Genomic DNA, 17,098 nt, shown 5'->3' with positions numbered 1-17,098 from the left:
CCTGACGGAAACCACACAAAATCTTATGTCTGCAGATAGTGAGTGTGTCTGTTACAGAAAAAAAATCATTCATCACCTTCAGAGAGTAAGATGTCCCTTAATACCAATTCGATTTCATAATCCCCCCATTTTTGGATTGTGTCAATAAATTCCTGCAATTCTGCCTCGTCCGTAAAATAACTGTCGATGGATAGTGTTTGAGCACCAGTTATCTGATAACAGTGGTTGATATGGCTGTGGCACTGAGTAAGATAATCCAACAGGGACTTCATAAAACCGCTGTGTGGGGTTATTTTTATAAGGGCATGTGTTTTATAACCATATATGGGGCAGTTGACATTCACGGTATAGTGATGGACAACGCCCAAATCAGTCAGGCGGTCAAGACGATTCTTGACCGCCTGACTGGTTAAGTGAACGCGTTTTCCCAGTTCAGTCATGGAAATTCTGGCCTCTTTATGCAGAATGCTGAGGATTTCATGGTCAGTTTTGTCAATTTTTTTGTTGTTGGCAGGTAAAAAATTCATGGCAATGCTCCTAACTTGAAAACTTGAAAATTTCAAGTGATTTGTATGCATCTCTTGAAATCCTGTATCGTAAGTAAAATTCTAGCAAAGTATAATCACAATGTAAATTAAATTGTGATTCAGAGGAGGAAATGAAATGAAGTGGAGAAAAACTTTAATGGCTGCATTCTTGGGAATGACGATGATGACGGGCAGTGCCTTTGCACAGGTTTCTTACCAGCATGTACGCAATGCTACGGGCAAATTGGCGTACAACGATACGGTATTTTTGATAGACCCCATGCTGGCAGAAAAAGGCCGTTATGAAGGCTTTGCTGGTTCTTTTAACAGTGAGGTGCGCAATCCCAAGGTGGACTTGCCCGAATCAAAGGAGGATGTATTAAAGAATGTTGATGCGTTAATTGTCACGCATACCCATCTTGACCATTGGGATGAAGTAGCTCAGCAGTTCATCAACAAAGATATTCCTGTATTTGTGCAGGATGATAAGGACGCTACTGAAATTCGCAAGGAAGGTTTCCGCAATGTTCAGGTGCTGGATCGGGATATCGAGTTCCAAGGGGTGCGCCTGACCAGAGTAGAAGGCACGCATGGTACGGAAGAGATGTATGCCAATCCCGCTTATAGCGTACTGCTCGGAGAAAGTATGGGCGTGGTCTTTGCTGCTCCCGGTGAAAAAACTACTTACCTGATGGGCGATACGGTCTGGACGGCCCGGGTTGATAAAACGCTACAAAATCGTCAGCCCGATATTCTAATTATGAATACTGGTTATGCTAAGTCCATCTGCTACAATGATTCCATTATTATGGGTACAGAAGATGTAGGCAGAGCGGCAACGAGAATGCCAAAGGCCAAAATTGTAGCGGTGCATATGGATGCCATTAACCATTGCACAGTATCACGCAAAAATATGCGCGACTTTGTCCATAGCAGAAAGTTAGACAAACAGGTAGCTGTACCGGATGATGGACAGATCATAAATTTTGATAAATAAGAACGTAACAAAGTGAGCTGTTGCATGTGAAATCGCGTGCAACAGCGTGATAAAATGGGGCTGTTGCACGTAATGTGACGTGCAGCAGTCCTTTTTCATGTACAAAAAGATAATCCCGGGGCTTAAATACCTCGGGCTGTTGCCGGATAATTACAGAGCAGGCCCGCAATCTTCTTAAGACGGCGGGCCTGCTTTTTTGCCCTCTGGGCGGCCGGGGATGGGCTCCCCTGCGGGGAGCCCCTACCACGTTGACGTCGGTGGCTCGTGCATCTGGCGGGCCTCCCGGCGTGAGGCCCCTACGGCATCGCAATGGACCATTTGCACCTTCCGTCCCGCTCTGCACTCTTCGCTCTTCACTCTGCACTTAGCTTTGGCAACCGGATTACCTTGGGCTGGATCTCGCCCACCTGCTCCAGTTCTTTCCGTTATATCCCTATTGTCTCTCAAAAAAACTGACAAAAAGAAGACTTGCAGGCACGCGATAAAAAGTAATTTTCTTTACATTTTCCTTAATTAACGTTACAATAGCTATGAAAGGAGATGATTGCTATGTCCGATACAAAGACCCTGAATCTTCGTGTCGATGCGGATCTGAAGCATCAGGCGGAATTGATTTTTTCTGACCTTGGTATTCCTACCTCTACGGCCATCAATATGTTCCTGCGTTCGGTTGTACGTCATGGAGGAATTCCTTTTGACTTGCGTCTTTCTGCCAACCAACTGGAGACTCTGCAGGCAATCGATGACGTAAATCATCATCGGAACCTGAGTAAAACCTATGATTCCGTAAAAGACCTTATGGAGGATCTGAATGCTTAAGATCCGCTACCGCAAGCAATTCAAAAAGGATTATAAAAGGACTGTCCAGCGTCCAGGACATAAACCAGAGCTTTTCCAGGATGTTCTTGAAATCCTGGTTAAAGAACAGGTACTGCCGGTTAAATATCGAGATCATGCCTTGTCTGGAGATTATATCGGATTCTGGGAATGCCATATACTGCCGGATTGGCTGCTGATTTACAAAATCGAAGAAGATATCCTGACATTGACTCTCACCCGTACAGGAAGCCACAGTGATTTGTTCGGATAATCAGCAGTTACTCTTTGTGACACAATATTTACCAAGATAAAATCCCTGTTGATAAAATGGGCTGACCTCCAATCATCAAGAATAGCTCCATGTCTTTTCTTGCAAAAAAAGGTCCGCAATCTTCTCAAGACTGCGGACCTGCTTTTTTTGCCCTCTGGGCGGCCGGGACGGGCTCCCCTCCGGGTAGCCCCTACGCCGTTGGGGTCAAAGAACCAACGGAAAATCAGAGAAACGGGATCGTCGAAACATCCGTTTTTAAGACGGCTGGATCAAACATTCGATTGCAGCGCCGTAGGGGCGTGCCGCAGGCCCGCCCTTCCCCGGCCCTCCCGGAGGGTTCTGTTCGGGAAAATCCCCTGGATTTTTGTCCTTTTGTTTTCCTGAACGCTGCTGTAAAATAGTATATCAACGATACCTTTCAATAAATGCCTCATAAAAATCGCTACGCCGGCCTAGATCTTCAATATCTGCATCAATGAAAGCCTGTAAATCTTTTTTCATCATTTCATAAAGATGCTGGGATACTAAAGGATCCGAATAGACAGTATGCACCATGTCACCATATACACCACAAGTAATGGCATCATATGGCCGACAGCGTTCCAATGTTATGCGGCACGAACCTTCATATTCTTCATCCTGAAGAATGATTCCACCCTCTGAACCAATAAGATCATTTTTAATTGACTTCCACATTTCATTTTCTCCCTTACTCGGTTCGCAAAAATAATTCATGATAGGCGGTTATCTCAACAGCTCAGATATTTAAAAATCTTCATACTCATCCTTCGTCCCGGTCAATTCTGCCCACCGGGCTGCCAGAAGTTTTGCATAGTCAACATAGAACAGCCCGTAACTCCCCAGTGCATATCCAAACTTTCATTTTGTTCACTTCCCTTGCTTTCTGGTGATATCCAAATCTTTCTTATTCTCAGTATATCATATGAGCTGTGCAAAAAAGTGGACAGAAAGCAGGCCCGCAATCACTACGACTGCGGGCCTGCTTTTTTTGCCCTCTGGGCGGCCGGGAGGGGCTCCCCTGTGGGGAGCCCCTACGGCGTTGGGGGCGGTCCCTCTCGTTTGATCGATTGGATGGTGATTACGTGAGAACCGGCGTTGGCAGCCGGCCCGCATGGGCCGCCTCCTTACACTCTCTGTCCTGAATCATCTTGTAAACAAAGGAGGAATGAACCAATGGCAGCAGCGAAAGACCTGACTGCAGTGACCCTGCAGCTGGAAATCAGCAACGGGGTGGACAAAATGACCAGCCCAAATTCAAGAACATCAGCTATGACAACCTGGACACCAAGGCCACAGCGGGCCAGCTGGCGGAAATGGGCAAAGAATTCGGCGGGCTGATGGAAGAAGCTCCCCACGGACTGTACGTGGTGGAACGGCATCAGCTCACGGAAAAAGCGTAAAGGAGGCATGACAGATGGCAGATTCCCGGAAATTGGACCTGATTTTCAAAGACAGCAAAAAAGCCACCAAGAACATCCGCATCCCCAATCCCCGTACGGACGTGGATAAGGAAGCGGTGCTCCCGGTGATGGAAAAAGTATTGGAAAGCAAGATTTTCCTCTCCCGGAACAACCTTCCGGTGGAAACCGTCCAGGCAGCCAAGGTGACGGACGTACAGGACCTGTTGGCGGACCCGGCCGCTGACCATGGACGACCTGACCCTGCTGGCCGGCCAGGCTGCTCAGTACGGCTTCCCCATGGTCATCTCCTGGTACCTGTTGGTACGGATGGAAGAGAAACTGGAGAACCTGACCCAGAGCATCGAACGGCTGCGCATGGCAGTGAAGATGGAATAGAGAAAAAGCGTGCTGCGAAAAAAAATCGCAGCACGCTTTTTTGTCAATGGTCAAGAGAGATATCGGACCGGCTCTTGCGGGCCTATCAGATTTAAGATGTCAGACCGGCCCTACCGGACCTGACGTCTTGTTCAAAAATTCTCCTTATTCTCCCTGTAAACTTCCGGCAAAATAGCGGCCAGGTTGGTAAATTCCTTGATATTGTGGGCAAAAAGGCCCCGAGCCACTTCCACCGGTACCGAATCCCCTTCCGGCAGAGCCTTGATAATCTCCCCCTGGTGCAGGGCATATCCAATCCAGAACCGGGAGCAGAACAGGACACCCTCTTTATACGGGAACCATTTATGGGTCATGGCCGCCCCGCAATCCCCTGCCCCAATGGCGCAGACCAAGGACTGACAGGCTGCAGTCCCCATCAGGGATTCATCATACCCGAAATCTCTGGGCCGCTTGAACTGCAAATGCAGGAAGGACGGTCCGAAGCCGATATCTTCCATAATGTAATGATCCACATCCCAAGTCTTTTGGGAAACAGGGACGGAAGGGTCGCAAACGTATGCCGCATTGTTGGCACGGGCAAAATAATGATCCTCCGGGTCCCAGATTTTGTAACGGAGGTCAGAGCCTACGCTGTGCCAGGGGAACCACCAGTCCAGCATATCGCCGGTCACTCCGGGCATATAGGTTGCATTGCAGACAAACCCTGTCCCGTCAGCAGCCACGCCATAGCCCACCTGACAGAATTCCTTGTCCATCCCCTGGAGGAAACGGTTCCGCTCTGCAAAAGGAACGGCAGGGACCGGAGAAGGTTCCTCGATCAGGGCCAGTTTCGCAGCCGGCACCTCCGTCATTTTCCGCTGGAACAGGGGATAATAGGAAAGGGTTTTCTCTTCCTTGCTGACGCCCACTTTTTTCCCAGTATACAATGTCATAAAAAGACCGCCTTTCTTGTTCTGTTTGCTGACTTGTGATACGATTGTATCACAGTAAGCAGGCTCCAACTACCCACTCCTGGGATATAGAACAGAAAGGCGTAAAAATGTATCATATTGCAAATGATCCCCGGGCCAGGAAAAGTGCGGAACTGATTGCCCAAAGCGTCCTGGCTCTTTCCAAGAACAAACCGGCCGACCGGCTTTCCATTGCAGCCATCCAGCGGGCATCCTCGGTCAGCCGCAGCACTTTTTACCGTCTCTTCGACATCCCGGTAGATGTGCTGCTTTGGCAGATGGACCAACTTTTTGCCGGTTTTGTCAGGGAATTGCCCAAACAAGGAACCCGGAAAGCCGTTCTTTTCTCGTTTTTCCAAACCATTATGGAACATGCAGAATTGTTCGCCGCACTGGAAAAATGCAACCGGCTGGATGCCCTGGCCCAGAATCATCGGCGGTATTTCAAAGATATGGGCTCTTTGCTCGGCATTCCTTCCCAACTGGAAGAGGCAAGTCGAGAATACCTCATTGACATCATGAGTTACCTGCTGCCGGTTGCCATTTCCACCTGGATCCATCGGGGACAAAAAGATACTCCCGAAGAAGTCTATCACTACTTTTGGCAAAGCATCCGTACCATCGCCAACCTGGATGCATTGTAAGCCGGAGGGGAATAAGACGTCAGAAACGGTCCTGCGAGCCTTGAGATGTCAGACGTCAGCTTTGTTCTGACTAAGTAGAAAGACCGATCTGCTCATCGCCAACCAGCTGACGTCTGACATCTGATAGGCCCGGATGAGCCGATCTGACTTCTTTCTATTCCATCCTCTAAACCAAACGTGTAAGGCAATTGACTGTCTTCCAATGCCGTCTGCAAAGGAGTGAGTATATCTGTTTTACTGGCAATCGCCAAATCCACATCCGAAGTTGTTTTGTAATCTCCTCTGGCTCTGGAACCAAATAGTTTGACCCATGATAACGTATCTCGAAATCGGTCAAAAATGCGGCCGGGATGGGCTTCCCTGCGGGGAGCCCCTACACCATTGGGGTCGGGCACTCTCGTTTGATCTGTTGGACGGTGACAATATGGACATCGGGGGTACGATAAAAAACGAAACTCCCTGCCCTCCCTGGTCCCCCGACCCTGACGCTGTAGGGGCGCGCCGCAGGCCCGCCCTTCCCGGCCGTCGGTTTTCCCACGTTCAGAAGCATCTGCCCCCGGCAGATGGTCTCCTTCTTCCCAAAGTCACTCTCCTCCGGCAGCCATCTGGCCCTGATGATATCCCCGGTTTCAGAACGGATGACCATTGGTTTTATCCTGACGATTTTTCCAATTAGATTTTCCAGACCCTCTATGCTCATGGTTCTTTTCCTTTTCTACCGTTTTTAGAATATTGTCTTTCCAACTTTTCCTGCAAATCCTATTCTCTAATAAATATTATGTGTGTTGTCAAAGAATAATTGCAAACATACATAGTTAAATACAGTATAACATATTATCATGGTGCCATGGTGCTGGGAACGGTGCGGCTCTCCTTCCATTACCGTGGAGTCCATCCTTTGTTTCCATAAAAATGGAAGCTGTGAAAAAATGGGCATCCCATTTTTCACGGCTCCCTGTATTCATGCGCCAAGGCTCTTTTGCAGCTCCCCGGCAATCGCCTCCAGTCTGTCCTGGGGAAGTCCCAGTACTTTGTCGAAGGGGGCTTCCGGAGTGACGACCTGGAGCACATCCGGCTTGATGGCAGCTACGGCATCTCGGAAGACACTGAGGGATGCGGAATCGTCGCTGTACCCTCTGACTACAGTGATTTCCAGGTGGAAGCGGCCCGGGTAGGATTTCCGGAATTCTGCCATATTCTCAATATGCTGACGGACCGTATAGCCTGCAAGAGGTCTCTGGGCTTTCTGGAAAGCTTCTTCCCGGCCCATTTTCAGTTCACCGATTACTTCTTCACAGGTGCCGGCGAGGGCCGCGTACTTCTGGTTTCCGTACAGATAGCCATTCGACAGGAGGCGAACAGGGACATTTTCCTTGTGGATGGTATGGATCACCTTTTCTAGGCCTATTAGAAGCAGTGCCTCGCCCAGTGAATTGATGAAAACCAGGTCCGGCTTCACCGCACGGATCTTCTGCTGCAGGTCCAGAATGGCCGCGTCCAGATTCCCCACATTCACCGGGTCCTGGGTCTGCTGATGGGGCAGCTTCCGGCTCACAGGGCAGAAAATGCAGTTAAAATTGCAGTATTTGCCAGGGAACAGGTTCAGTTCGAGAATGGTTTTCCCGTTTTCTTCATAGGGATCTTTGTAAAAAAATGATTCCATCATGACCTCCTGTAATAAAAAATGCCGCATCCTCATCTGCTAAGACCTGACGATGGGGATACGGCCCTACTTCTGACGACTCGGCAGCCGTCAGCACCGGATTTTTCAGTTACCGAAAGAGATTATAGCAGATTCTCCTTCTAAATTCAAAGGAAATTAGAAAAATTGGTTTTTGCAGATTGCTAGCGTTCGTTTTCCTGGTACTCAGTCCTGTATCAGTCCCTCAAACCCATGGCTCTCGCCTGTTCCAGGTCTTTCTGTGACTGTTTGGCCGGATATCTGTCGACCGCTGACAAGACTGTTAAATCAATACGCCCTCCAAATGATCCACTTCATGCTGGATAATCTCTGCCGGGGAATCTTTGAAAGTCTTTTTCTGCTTTTTGAATTTCATATCCTGGAATTCCACTTTGATTTCCTGATACCTGGTGACTTTTCGGGTCCCTGTGAGAGACAGACAGCCTTCTTCTGTTTCGTAAGGCCCTTTCTTCTGTGTGATTGCCGGGTTGAACATCACCAGGTCCATGATTCCCAGGCTCACCACAATGATGGTCTTTGGTACTCCGATCATATTGGCTGCCATTGCGAGAAAACAAAATAAAAAAGCCTTGGCAGGAACTCCCACCACGGCTATCTTTCTTGCTGCAATCTTATACGAGCAAGTTTTTCTCTATCTGAATGTAAATTTATTTCATTACAAAAGTAACCCAAGAAGAGCTTTTTTCTCCCATTATTTGCAATGTTTTATGAACAGTTTGGGGCATACACAAGATGTGGTTGTTCGTAATTTATTAGCTACCATATCTTGTATTCAGCAGTAAAACGGACTGTTCTTACTACTGCACTTTTTGTGGGGTGAAATTTTCTCTGTTATTATAGCAGAAAAGGAGGGGGTATGGGCAGGCGGGAATGAGTCGAATGTGAAGAATACCGGCCCGTAGGGGGCGCCCGGAGAGCAGAATTTTCTTACACTCGTCCAACCGTGCATAATAATCACTCTGCAGAAGTTGGAGTGCATAAATCGATGATTTTTATCTAAAGATATCCTTCAAGTCTTTAAACTGATATTTAATAATGCCAAGTATTCTTTCATTCGAACCATGATATTTTTCTACTTCTAATATATCTAAAGCTGCTATAGCGTATTCTGCTACAACTCCGCCATAACTTGCAAAATCCGTACCTTTGGCAATCTCTTTTAAAAGACTAACGCACTCATCAGATCTATTATTATAGATGATGGCAGCTATAATACCAATGATTTTAGTTTCCGGTGATCCCTTTAAATATTGTAAAAGAACATTGGAATCTCCACGTTTGAGACCCGCAAATATATTCTGTGTTTTTTCTTGTTTTAATTGTGTTGATTTCATTTTCTCCAACACCTCGATTTTTTATATGCAGTCTTTTTAATTTTCTACTTCCTGAAGGTTTTTCTTGCTTTATGTTCATTATAGCAAATGCCCTATCCAAAAATCACGACAGAAAAAAGCCCGTAATCCCTCGACTGCAGGCCTGCTTTTTGCCCCCTGGGCGGCCGGGGATGGGCTTCCCTGCGGGGAGCCCCTACACCGTTGGGGTCATAGGTTCGTGCATCTAACGGGAACGCCGGGCCTGCGAGTCCTACGGCATTGCAATGGCTCGCGGCTCGTCTTTCTGCACCCAACTCCGACGCAGACGTGGTAGGGGTTCAACCAAGGCAAATCAATCCTGGCCACCACAAACTCAAAGTCAAAGATTCAGAATTAGGAATGCCAGTTTTCCTGTCTTTCGCCAGGTCAATCATGGATGTTCACCGTAATCTTTTTTGTTCAATACCAGAGAACCGTATATTTTTCAGGGTAAAATCCCTGTTTGTAAAATTTATGAATCGTTAAAACTGCATGCCTTGCATAAGCATCCCACTTCTGTGGATCTCGTTGAACCAGTTCTAGTTCGCCGGTTGTTTTATCGATAGCAATCAATCCATACCCGTATTCATTCTCTTTACCTTCTGGGACATATTTATAGGCAACTTTTTCCTCCGTAATTTCCTGCAAAAATAAATCGACCATTTTGCTATGCTCCTGCTTGACACGCCTTACCCTGGCCGGCCAGCGGCCGAAAGTCTTTATTCGATTGAGGTCCTAGTAACTGAGTGGCGAAGATTTACAATCCTATCGTTGGGTCTGCCCCATACCAGGTTTCAACATCCCGTTTACGATTGTCTTCAGTATGATCGTTCCAGACTGCGTTATCAATCCAGGATATCCCAAACACATAGCGCTCTGTTTGTGTATTCCTGTCAATCAAGAAAGCCATTCCATTAGCCAGATAATCTGAATCATAGTCATATTCATTGGAGAACCGCTTGCCATCGACATATCCTCCCTCACATTCAAGGCCGATGGACATTTTAAACCCGCAATCATTATAAAAGCTTTGACATTCCAGCCGATCACCACTTTCCGGCGTTCTTTCATAGGATAAACCAGTTTCAAAAACACATGCCAGGGTATGATTCTCTCCATCAGGGATAAAATGGATGGCAATCTGATATCTTCCCAGAACATGAGGACACATTCCTTCCAAATTCCTTCCCCTTTGTGCAACATAGGGGATTGGTTTTCCATCGACCAGGATTTTGATCTCACCAAAAGGTGTTAGAAGCGTTTTCGTTTTCTTTCCATCATCAGCCGTCATTAAATTCACCGTCCTCCTGTAAATACTTTGGCACCAGGAGACACTTATCCCCATGAGATCGAGCCCCACATTGCCGGCATTCTATGGTGAGGCAGGATTCCGATTTTTCAAATCTTACCGTTAAGGGTCCACCGCACTTGGGACATTTTAAATTTTCAACATCTTGGGCAGACCCATAAAAAATCGTATTTTCCAATTCGTCCCATGGATTCAATGAAGCACCTTTTTCCTGTTCAATAGAGTAGATTTGATGATCCGTCAGACTCTTAACCTGCTGTGAAGGTCCAACATATCTTACCTTCAATTTTCTCTCCCTCTGGTTCTTTTTACCCACAGCTGAATTTATCTTCCTGCGTTATGTCATTATAGCAAATGCCCTATCCAAAAATCCCGATAGAAAAAGGTCCGCAATCTTCTCAAGATTGCGGACCTGCTTTTTTGCCCCCTGGGCGGCCGGGATGGGCTTCCCTGCGGGTAGCCCCTACACCGTTGGGGTCGGGCACTCTCGTTTGATCTGTTGGACGGTGACAATATGGGAATCGGGGGTGCGATAAAAAACGAAACTCCCTGCCCTCCCTGGTCCCCCGACCCTGACGGAGATTATGATTATGTGAAGCTTATAGGATTGATGGCCGGGATTTACCGGATGGTCTCGATGATTTCTCCGATATACATCGTGTGCGGCACACGGCCTTTGGTATAGAATCCTTCGATGACATCCGCTGGCATTTGCCCCAGCTGAAGCTCATGGCGGTAGATTTTCCGGATGACAAAAGTAATCTCTGCTTCTTTGTAGGTCACGCCATGCTCCAGATATTTTGGGGTGAGACCGCTGGCCTTTGCTTTATCCATATCCCGGCCGGATTTGCTTCCCATGATACCGAGAGCTTTCTGATACTTCTTGTTGTCAAAGAACGAGACAGTGTAGTAGTCGCTCTTTTCCATGAAACCATACGTATAACGCGCCGGATTGACAAATACTGCGCAGACATTCTTCCCCTTGTGAGGCATACACCAGAGTGTTCCCAGCATACCCCAGCTAATCGTCATCGAATTGAAGGCACCTTTATCGCCGGCGGTCAGGATGCCCCACTGGTCATCAAAGAGTTTGAAAATCTCTGGCTGAAAATCTTTTGTATTCATAAAAGTTTATCCTTTCACAACAAAACAGTTACTGCTGACTGGCCAGTCTCTTTCCAAGATCAAATGCCGCCTGCAGGTCTTTCGGGAATTGCTCGGCGTGATGCGCTTTCTTTTTCGTTTCATCCCACGATGCCATACGGTATCGGCTGTAATCCGGTACCTGCAGCGTATCGCAGGAAGCCAGTATTTCCGTTTTCCCGTTCAGGAAATGGAACGGCCAGAAGTATTCTTCCATGCGCGGTTTGTAGTGCTCATCGTAGTAGTTCTGGTCTGCATTCATCGTAAGGATAATGCCGACATCGATTTTTCCCGTAAACGTGCTCTTATAATCATCATAGGATAGTGCCGGAAAGGTCGAGCGGACCATAAAGGAACGGACCTCGCCCGTTGGTTCCCCGAAGTAAATTGGCGAGCCGATGATAATTGCATCTGCCTCATAGACTTTCTCCAGCGTTTCCGTCAAGCCGTCCTTCCAATAGCATTTCCAAGGCACGGCAATCTTTTTATTCTTACATGCCAGGCAGCTGCGACAGTCGGTAAAGTTCAGATTATATAAGTCAATAGTCTCGACGCTGGCTCCGGCAGAAACAGCACCTTCCCTGGCAGATGCCAGGAGTTTTGCAGTGTTGTTGTTCTTCCGGGGGCCACCATCCAGTATCAGTATCTTTTTCATAGGAATCTCTCCTCCTCTATGATTTTTTGTTGATATCGCCAATGTACTCATAACCGCAGGCCGCGCAAAAATAGATTATGCTTCGCCGTCACACGGATCGTCGACGTAATCAACTTCCGCATAGCCAGCGCAAAGTGTGATTTGATGTTTCTTATTGCCTGGGATGACGTATGTATCGCCCTGCTGATACGTCCTGGTTGCGCCATCCATTGTCAACAGGCATTTACCGCTGACAACAATTGTCCACTGTTCCGCATGGGCATGCTCTGGGAAATGGACTTCTTTTTCCGCACTGACGAAGTAGACCGTGCCTGTAGACGTATGGTCCACGCGAACCGTCAGCCCTTCTATACCATAGTCACGTTGTGGAACATGGCGGATGATTTCTGGAAAAACAGACATATGGATAATCCTCCTGAGTAAGTTTCTTGTTTTTTTCAACTGAATTATAGCACGGGAGAAAGGCAGAATCTCGTTAGAAAATCGTGTGTTTCTAAACGAACTTGTCATTTTGTGCAGAATGCCAACCTGCCATTAAAGCAGACGCTTCTTTAATGGTTCTGGCATGGCGAGGACAAGCAGTTCGATAAAATTATCGAGAGGAATTTTTTGCCCACCAATAAACCAGTCCTGAATCATCTCAGAGATAGAACGCATATAGTACTTAGCCAAAAAATCGATTTCTGTAGGAAGTGCATCTTCTTTACCTAAAATACGCAGGCGCTCACGCAGTAAATCAATGGCGTAGTCATTAGTCGCATAGCGGAAGGAGGTCTGCCCTGCTGTGTTTTTCAACGCATTTAGGAAAAATGACTGTTTATCCGAAAGGGTAGTGCAGAATATGCGCAACGCATCACACCAGCTGATTTTATTGCCGAGTTGGCTGAAAGCCGGCTCAATTTCTTTGTTATAGATAGAAGCCAGTAGTACATATTTATCCGCAAAATGATTATAAAAGGTTGTCGTTGTCATGCCGCAGTTGGTGACAATTTCTTTGACCGAAATCTTGTCAACGGATTTCTTCCCAGCAAGTTCAATGAGGGAAGCAGCTAATAACTGCTTCGTGGTAGGCCGTTCAATCATAAAAGTCTCCCCTTCATTCATGGATGAAAATAGTAAAACGGGTTCTTCCTACTGCCAAACTTTTTGTAGGGTGAAACTTTCCCTGTTATTATAACAGAAAAGGAGGGAGTATGGGCAGGGGGAAATGGAACATAAGTGCAGAGTGCAGAGCGCAGAGCATCCCCCTGGGTGGCCGGGACGGGCTTCCCTGCGGGGAGCCCCTACGCCGTTGGGGTCAAAGAACCAACGGAAAATCAGAGAAACGGGATCGTCGAAACATCCGTTTTTAAGACTGTTGGATCAGACATTCGATTGCAGCGCTGTAGGGGAGTGCCGCAGGCCCGCCCTTCCCCGGCCTCCCGGAGGGTTCCCTTCGGGGTAAATCTGTATGATCTTTTTCTTCTCCTCTATCTTGCTTTCTTTTCTCACTGCCGATATACTAAATTATCAATGAAATTTCATATTTAACTGCAAAGGAGCCTGCCATGGAACTGAAAAAAATCCCTTATAATCTGACGGTATGCAAGGTCAGCCAGCTGTCTGATATCCGTTTGGATGCTGATTTTTATTTTATTGGAAAAACCGATGAGGAACTGTCCCTGGTTTGCCGGACGAAAGATGCTCCTCTCCGGACCCTGGAACGGGATGATGGCTGGAAAAGGTTCCGGATCCAGGGCATCCTGGATTTTTCTCTGATTGGGATCCTGTCCCAGGTGTCCGGCATCCTGGCCGAACACAAGATCAGTATTTTCGCCGTTTCCACGTTCAATACCGATTACATCCTGGTGAAAAAGGAAAACTTCGACCGATCTCTGGAAGTGCTGGCGGAAGCCGGATATACGGTTGTTTGAAAGAAGCTTCGGGCCCCCTGGGCGGCCGGGACGGGCTTCCCTCCGGGTAGCCCCTACCACGTTGGGGGCAGAGGATTTCCTTCGTTCGGTATGACTTGGTTGGCGTAGGGATGATTATCATTACGCCCGTACATTCGGTGTGTTTGCGGGCCTCCCGGCGTGAGGCCCCTACGGTGCCGATTTATGCACCAAAATACGGGCCGTGCACAAAGCCATAGGGACGGCAGGCCCGCTCATCGAAGATTCGATGAAAGCCGAAACTCCCTGCCTCCCCGTTTCTCCGACCCTGACGCTGTAGGGGCGAGCCCCGGGCCCGCCCTTCCCGGCCACCCGACGGGTATCCATTCGGGAAAAATCCCCTGGATTTTTGTCCTTTTGTTTTCCTGGATGTTACTGCAACAGGTTGAATTTATCCTATCTATGGTCTATCATTGATTCATCAAACTTTAAGGATGATTGTTCTTTCAAAAAATCAGAGTCTTTTCCTGCAAGAAAGAAGGTATCCGTTATGATCAAAGAAATCGTCCACGATATTGTTTTCCTCCAGCAAAAAGCCCTTCCTGCTTTTCCCGGAGACCGGCAGACGGCCCTGGACCTGCTGGACACGCTGGCCGCCCATCGGCAGGAATGTGTGGGCATGGCTGCCAATATGATCGGAGTCCCCAAAGCCATTATCGTAGTGAATCTGGGGATGATGGATCTGATCATGTTCAATCCGGTGATTCTCAAAAAGAAACATCCCTACGAAACCGAAGAAGGCTGCCTGTCCCTATCCGGAACCCGAAAAACCACCCGGTACAGGGAAATCCAGGTAGAATTCCAGGATATGGAATTCAAAAAGCAAAAACAGACATTCAAAGATTTTACGGCAGAAATCATCCAGCACGAGGTGGATCATTTGCAGGGAATTGTGATATAAAAGAACGGATACAATATAGTCTGTACAAAAAAAGGCCCGCAGTCGATGTGACTGCGGGCCTGATTTTTTTGCGACCTGGGGGGCCGGGATGGAAGGAAAGATGGATGGAACCCGTAACCGGTTTCCTCTGAATAAGGACGCAGCTGACGCTGCTAACCCACCACCAGCCTATCGGCCGGTCCCCCGCCCTTGTAAAGGGCGGATAGTGGGTACGCGGGCTTACGCCCTGGCACCCACATAAAGCAATGGGGCAAAGCCCCGAGCGTATATCCGCCCTTTTCAAGGGCGGGGGACCGTTGCGCTTGCGCAATGGTGGTGGGTTAGCAGCCCCTGGCTGCGTTTCCCTTCAGAAGCATCTGCCTCCGGCAGATGGTCTCCTTCTGCGTAAGACGGAAAAGCGGCCCCTGCCCTTTTCCCTCAGAACCGGTCCAGCAGGGTATACCCTTTTCCCTGGAGGAAGGTTTCAGTTTCGGGTTCGTCGGTTTTCAGCACCACAATAGGGCTGGAGGTTTTCCGGTCGAAGGAGATGTACAGGTACCGGACGAACACGTTGGCGTCTTTCAGATGGGTCAGGATCTTGTCCAGGGTCCCGGGTTGGTCGCTGCCCATGTCCACAGCCAGCACATAGTCGATCCGGCACTGGTAGCCGGCTTTCTGGAGCACCTCCAGGGCCTTGTCCGGATTGTCCACGATCAGCCGGATGATGCCAAATTCGGCGCTGTCGGTGGCCAGCATGGTGTAGATGTTGATGTTCTCCCGGGCCAGGTCGTTGGTGATCTTCCCCAGAGCCCCTTTATGGTTGGCTGCAAAAAGCGAAATCTGTTTCAGCATGGTACTTCCTCCCTGTTTCTCAATAATCCACCCGGCCGGCCAGTTCCAAAATCAGATCTTTGGTTTTGGCCCAGCCCAGGCAGGGATCGGTGATGGATTTTCCGTAGACCCCTTCGCCGATTTTCTGGCTGCCGTCTTCGATGTAGCTTTCGATCATCAGGCCCTTCACCATCTTTTTCAGGTCCGGGTTCATATGGCGGCTGTAGAGCACGTCGTTGGAGATCCGGATCTGTTCCAGGTACTTTTTCCCGGAATTGGCGTGGTTGGCGTCGATGACCACCGCCGGGTTCACCAGATCCCGTTTCCCGTATTCCTCGTGGAGCCGGACCAGGTCTTCATAATGGTAGTTGGGCAGGCTCTTGCCGAACTTGTCCACATACCCCCGAAGGATGGCATGGGCCAGCGGGTTCCCTTTGGTCCGGACTTCCCAGCCCCGGAACAGGAACTGCTGCTCATGCTGGGCGGCGGCAATGGAGTTGAGCATAACGGAAATGTCCCCGGAAGTGGGGTTCTTCATCCCCACCGGGATCCCCACCCCGCTGGCCATCATCCGGTGGAGCTGGTCTTCCACGGACCGGGCCCCGATGGCCGCATAGGAAATCAGGTCGGACAGGTACCGGTGGTTTTCCGGGTAAAGGATCTCTTCAGCACAGGTGAAGCCGGTTTCCCGGATCACCCGGATGTGCATGTTCCGGCAGGCGATGATCCCGGCCAGCATGTCCTCCTTCCCTTCCGGGTCGGGCTGGTGGGCCATGCCTTTGTACCCCACCCCAATGGTCCGGGGCTTGTTGGTGTAGACCCGGGGAATGATGTACAGGGTATCCTTCACCTGTTCCTGGACTTCTGCCAACCGGTGGCAGTAGTCCACCACAGCGTCCTCATTGTCCGCAGAACAGGGACCGATGATCAGCAAAAAACGGTTGTCCTTCCCGGTGAGGATGTCCCGGATCTCCCCATCCCGGCGCCGTTTGGTCTCATAAATGGCCGGCTCCACAGGATGTTCCACCTTCAGTTCCTGGGGAGAAGGCATTTTCCGGATGAATTCCATTTCCAGTTCCATTGTATCCCTCCGTTTGGTGTAAATTGTATTCATTATACCACAAATTTGCAACAAGGACGATTGTATCTGTAAAAATTACAAAAGATACAATCGTCCTTGTTGCTGTCAATGGTCAATGGTCAATTGTCAATGGGCGAAGGAAGGGACCCGGTGCACGGGTCCCCTTGAGAAAAACGCAGCTGTCGCTGC

At 48.6% G+C, this 17,098-nt stretch carries 24 protein-coding genes and 2 pseudogenes; 8 read left to right on the top strand and 18 right to left on the bottom strand.

The window, feature by feature from the left end:
• Positions 1–65: 65 nt before the first annotated feature.
• Positions 66–527, bottom strand: coding sequence for an Lrp/AsnC family transcriptional regulator (locus FX155_RS07475; RefSeq protein WP_022488291.1), 462 nt, complete (start codon positions 525–527; stop codon positions 66–68).
• Positions 528–663: 136 nt separating this feature from the next.
• Between FX155_RS07475 and FX155_RS07470 the strand changes: the two genes are divergently transcribed.
• The 3 genes from FX155_RS07470 to FX155_RS07460 all read left to right on the top strand — a co-directional run bounded on the left by FX155_RS07470 (position 664) and on the right by FX155_RS07460 (position 2,614).
• Positions 664–1,524, top strand: a complete 861-nt coding sequence (locus tag FX155_RS07470) for an MBL fold metallo-hydrolase (protein WP_154488276.1) — start codon at positions 664–666, stop codon at positions 1,522–1,524.
• 549 nt (positions 1,525–2,073) lie between these two features.
• Positions 2,074–2,343 carry a type II toxin-antitoxin system RelB/DinJ family antitoxin gene (locus FX155_RS07465; protein ID WP_154488275.1) on the top strand — a complete coding sequence of 90 codons (270 nt, stop codon included), beginning with the start codon at positions 2,074–2,076 and terminating at the stop codon, positions 2,341–2,343.
• Positions 2,336–2,614 carry a type II toxin-antitoxin system YafQ family toxin gene (locus tag FX155_RS07460; RefSeq protein ID WP_154488274.1) on the top strand — a complete coding sequence of 93 codons (279 nt, stop codon included), beginning with the start codon at positions 2,336–2,338 and terminating at the stop codon, positions 2,612–2,614. Before FX155_RS07465 ends, FX155_RS07460 begins: the two co-directional genes overlap by 8 nt.
• 405 nt (positions 2,615–3,019) lie before the next feature.
• On the opposite strand, the gene FX155_RS07455 is transcribed toward FX155_RS07460, so the two are convergent.
• Entirely contained in the window at positions 3,020–3,310 is a 291-nt protein-coding gene (locus FX155_RS07455; protein ID WP_229778480.1) for a hypothetical protein, read from the bottom strand.
• Positions 3,311–3,379: 69 nt separating this feature from the next.
• Positions 3,380–3,487: pseudogene (locus FX155_RS11755) on the bottom strand (DUF4343 domain-containing protein); the annotation flags it as partial.
• A 562-nt stretch (positions 3,488–4,049) separates the two neighbouring features.
• Here FX155_RS11755 and FX155_RS11750 point away from each other — a divergent pair.
• Together FX155_RS11750 and FX155_RS07445 are read left to right on the top strand one after the other, a co-directional pair.
• Positions 4,050–4,235, top strand: a pseudogene (locus FX155_RS11750) (DUF2922 domain-containing protein); the annotation flags it as partial.
• Between the two features lie 46 nt (positions 4,236–4,281).
• Positions 4,282–4,431: a YvrJ family protein gene (locus FX155_RS07445; RefSeq protein ID WP_083236257.1), complete on the top strand. Its 150-nt coding sequence runs from the start codon at positions 4,282–4,284 to the stop codon at positions 4,429–4,431.
• Positions 4,432–4,562: 131 nt separating this feature from the next.
• On the opposite strand, the gene FX155_RS07440 is transcribed toward FX155_RS07445, so the two are convergent.
• Positions 4,563–5,363: a DAPG hydrolase family protein gene (locus FX155_RS07440; RefSeq protein ID WP_022488296.1), complete on the bottom strand. Its 801-nt coding sequence runs from the start codon at positions 5,361–5,363 to the stop codon at positions 4,563–4,565.
• Between the two features lie 107 nt (positions 5,364–5,470).
• Here FX155_RS07440 and FX155_RS07435 point away from each other — a divergent pair, with 107 nt between their 5' ends.
• Positions 5,471–6,025 carry a hypothetical protein gene (locus FX155_RS07435; protein ID WP_154488272.1) on the top strand — a complete coding sequence of 185 codons (555 nt, stop codon included), beginning with the start codon at positions 5,471–5,473 and terminating at the stop codon, positions 6,023–6,025.
• Positions 6,026–6,117: 92 nt separating this feature from the next.
• Here FX155_RS07435 and FX155_RS11545 read toward each other — a convergent pair whose 3' ends face one another.
• The 12 genes from FX155_RS11545 to FX155_RS07380 all read right to left on the bottom strand — a co-directional run bounded on the left by FX155_RS11545 (position 6,118) and on the right by FX155_RS07380 (position 13,269).
• Positions 6,118–6,420: a nucleotidyltransferase domain-containing protein gene (locus tag FX155_RS11545; RefSeq protein WP_326831123.1), complete on the bottom strand. Its 303-nt coding sequence runs from the start codon at positions 6,418–6,420 to the stop codon at positions 6,118–6,120.
• Positions 6,399–6,725: a hypothetical protein gene (locus FX155_RS11540; protein ID WP_229778485.1), complete on the bottom strand. Its 327-nt coding sequence runs from the start codon at positions 6,723–6,725 to the stop codon at positions 6,399–6,401. Before FX155_RS11540 ends, FX155_RS11545 begins: the two co-directional genes overlap by 22 nt.
• 261 nt (positions 6,726–6,986) lie before the next feature.
• Positions 6,987–7,691 carry a radical SAM protein gene (locus tag FX155_RS07425; protein WP_195839634.1) on the bottom strand — a complete coding sequence of 235 codons (705 nt, stop codon included), beginning with the start codon at positions 7,689–7,691 and terminating at the stop codon, positions 6,987–6,989.
• Between the two features lie 298 nt (positions 7,692–7,989).
• Positions 7,990–8,271 carry a peptide deformylase gene (locus FX155_RS07420; RefSeq protein WP_022487524.1) on the bottom strand — a complete coding sequence of 94 codons (282 nt, stop codon included), beginning with the start codon at positions 8,269–8,271 and terminating at the stop codon, positions 7,990–7,992.
• 448 nt (positions 8,272–8,719) lie between these two features.
• On the bottom strand, positions 8,720–9,061 hold the full coding sequence (locus tag FX155_RS07415) for a hypothetical protein (RefSeq protein ID WP_154488270.1): 342 nt from the start codon (positions 9,059–9,061) through the stop codon (positions 8,720–8,722).
• A gap of 438 nt (positions 9,062–9,499) precedes the next feature.
• A complete protein-coding gene (locus FX155_RS07410; RefSeq protein WP_154488269.1) occupies positions 9,500–9,742 on the bottom strand; it encodes a hypothetical protein in 243 nt (80 codons plus the stop codon).
• 94 nt (positions 9,743–9,836) lie between these two features.
• Complete coding sequence (locus tag FX155_RS07405; RefSeq protein WP_154488268.1) at positions 9,837–10,370, bottom strand: hypothetical protein; 534 nt, start codon at positions 10,368–10,370, stop codon at positions 9,837–9,839.
• The gene (locus FX155_RS07400; protein ID WP_154488267.1) at positions 10,360–10,704 is read right to left on the bottom strand and encodes a hypothetical protein; all 345 of its coding nucleotides are present in this window, start codon (positions 10,702–10,704) and stop codon (positions 10,360–10,362) included. Before FX155_RS07400 ends, FX155_RS07405 begins: the two co-directional genes overlap by 11 nt.
• 305 nt (positions 10,705–11,009) lie before the next feature.
• Positions 11,010–11,513: a flavin reductase gene (locus FX155_RS07395; protein WP_154488266.1), complete on the bottom strand. Its 504-nt coding sequence runs from the start codon at positions 11,511–11,513 to the stop codon at positions 11,010–11,012.
• 28 nt (positions 11,514–11,541) lie between these two features.
• The gene (locus tag FX155_RS07390) at positions 11,542–12,186 is read right to left on the bottom strand and encodes a flavodoxin family protein (protein WP_022487521.1); all 645 of its coding nucleotides are present in this window, start codon (positions 12,184–12,186) and stop codon (positions 11,542–11,544) included.
• Positions 12,187–12,261: 75 nt separating this feature from the next.
• A complete protein-coding gene (locus FX155_RS07385; protein ID WP_022487520.1) occupies positions 12,262–12,588 on the bottom strand; it encodes a cupin domain-containing protein in 327 nt (108 codons plus the stop codon).
• A gap of 132 nt (positions 12,589–12,720) precedes the next feature.
• Positions 12,721–13,269: a TetR/AcrR family transcriptional regulator C-terminal domain-containing protein gene (locus FX155_RS07380; protein WP_195839633.1), complete on the bottom strand. Its 549-nt coding sequence runs from the start codon at positions 13,267–13,269 to the stop codon at positions 12,721–12,723.
• Between the two features lie 464 nt (positions 13,270–13,733).
• Here FX155_RS07380 and FX155_RS07375 point away from each other — a divergent pair, with 464 nt between their 5' ends.
• Together FX155_RS07375 and FX155_RS07370 are read left to right on the top strand one after the other, a co-directional pair.
• Entirely contained in the window at positions 13,734–14,099 is a 366-nt protein-coding gene (locus FX155_RS07375) for an ACT domain-containing protein (RefSeq protein ID WP_154488263.1), read from the top strand.
• A 508-nt stretch (positions 14,100–14,607) separates the two neighbouring features.
• Entirely contained in the window at positions 14,608–15,018 is a 411-nt protein-coding gene (locus tag FX155_RS07370) for a peptide deformylase (protein WP_154488262.1), read from the top strand.
• Between the two features lie 417 nt (positions 15,019–15,435).
• On the opposite strand, the gene FX155_RS07365 is transcribed toward FX155_RS07370, so the two are convergent.
• Together FX155_RS07365 and FX155_RS07360 are read right to left on the bottom strand one after the other, a co-directional pair.
• Positions 15,436–15,849 (bottom strand): amino acid-binding ACT domain protein, encoded by a 414-nt coding sequence (locus FX155_RS07365; RefSeq protein ID WP_022488105.1) that lies wholly within the window; start codon positions 15,847–15,849, stop codon positions 15,436–15,438.
• A gap of 19 nt (positions 15,850–15,868) precedes the next feature.
• Complete coding sequence (locus FX155_RS07360; RefSeq protein ID WP_022488106.1) at positions 15,869–16,909, bottom strand: 3-deoxy-7-phosphoheptulonate synthase; 1,041 nt, start codon at positions 16,907–16,909, stop codon at positions 15,869–15,871.
• Between the last annotated feature and the right edge of the window lie 189 nt (positions 16,910–17,098).

Source organism: Acidaminococcus fermentans, assembly GCF_009696675.1.
GTDB lineage: Bacteria > Bacillota > Negativicutes > Acidaminococcales > Acidaminococcaceae > Acidaminococcus.
Note: the sequence above shows the minus strand (reverse complement) of the source record. Positions and strands in the feature narration are given on the sequence as shown.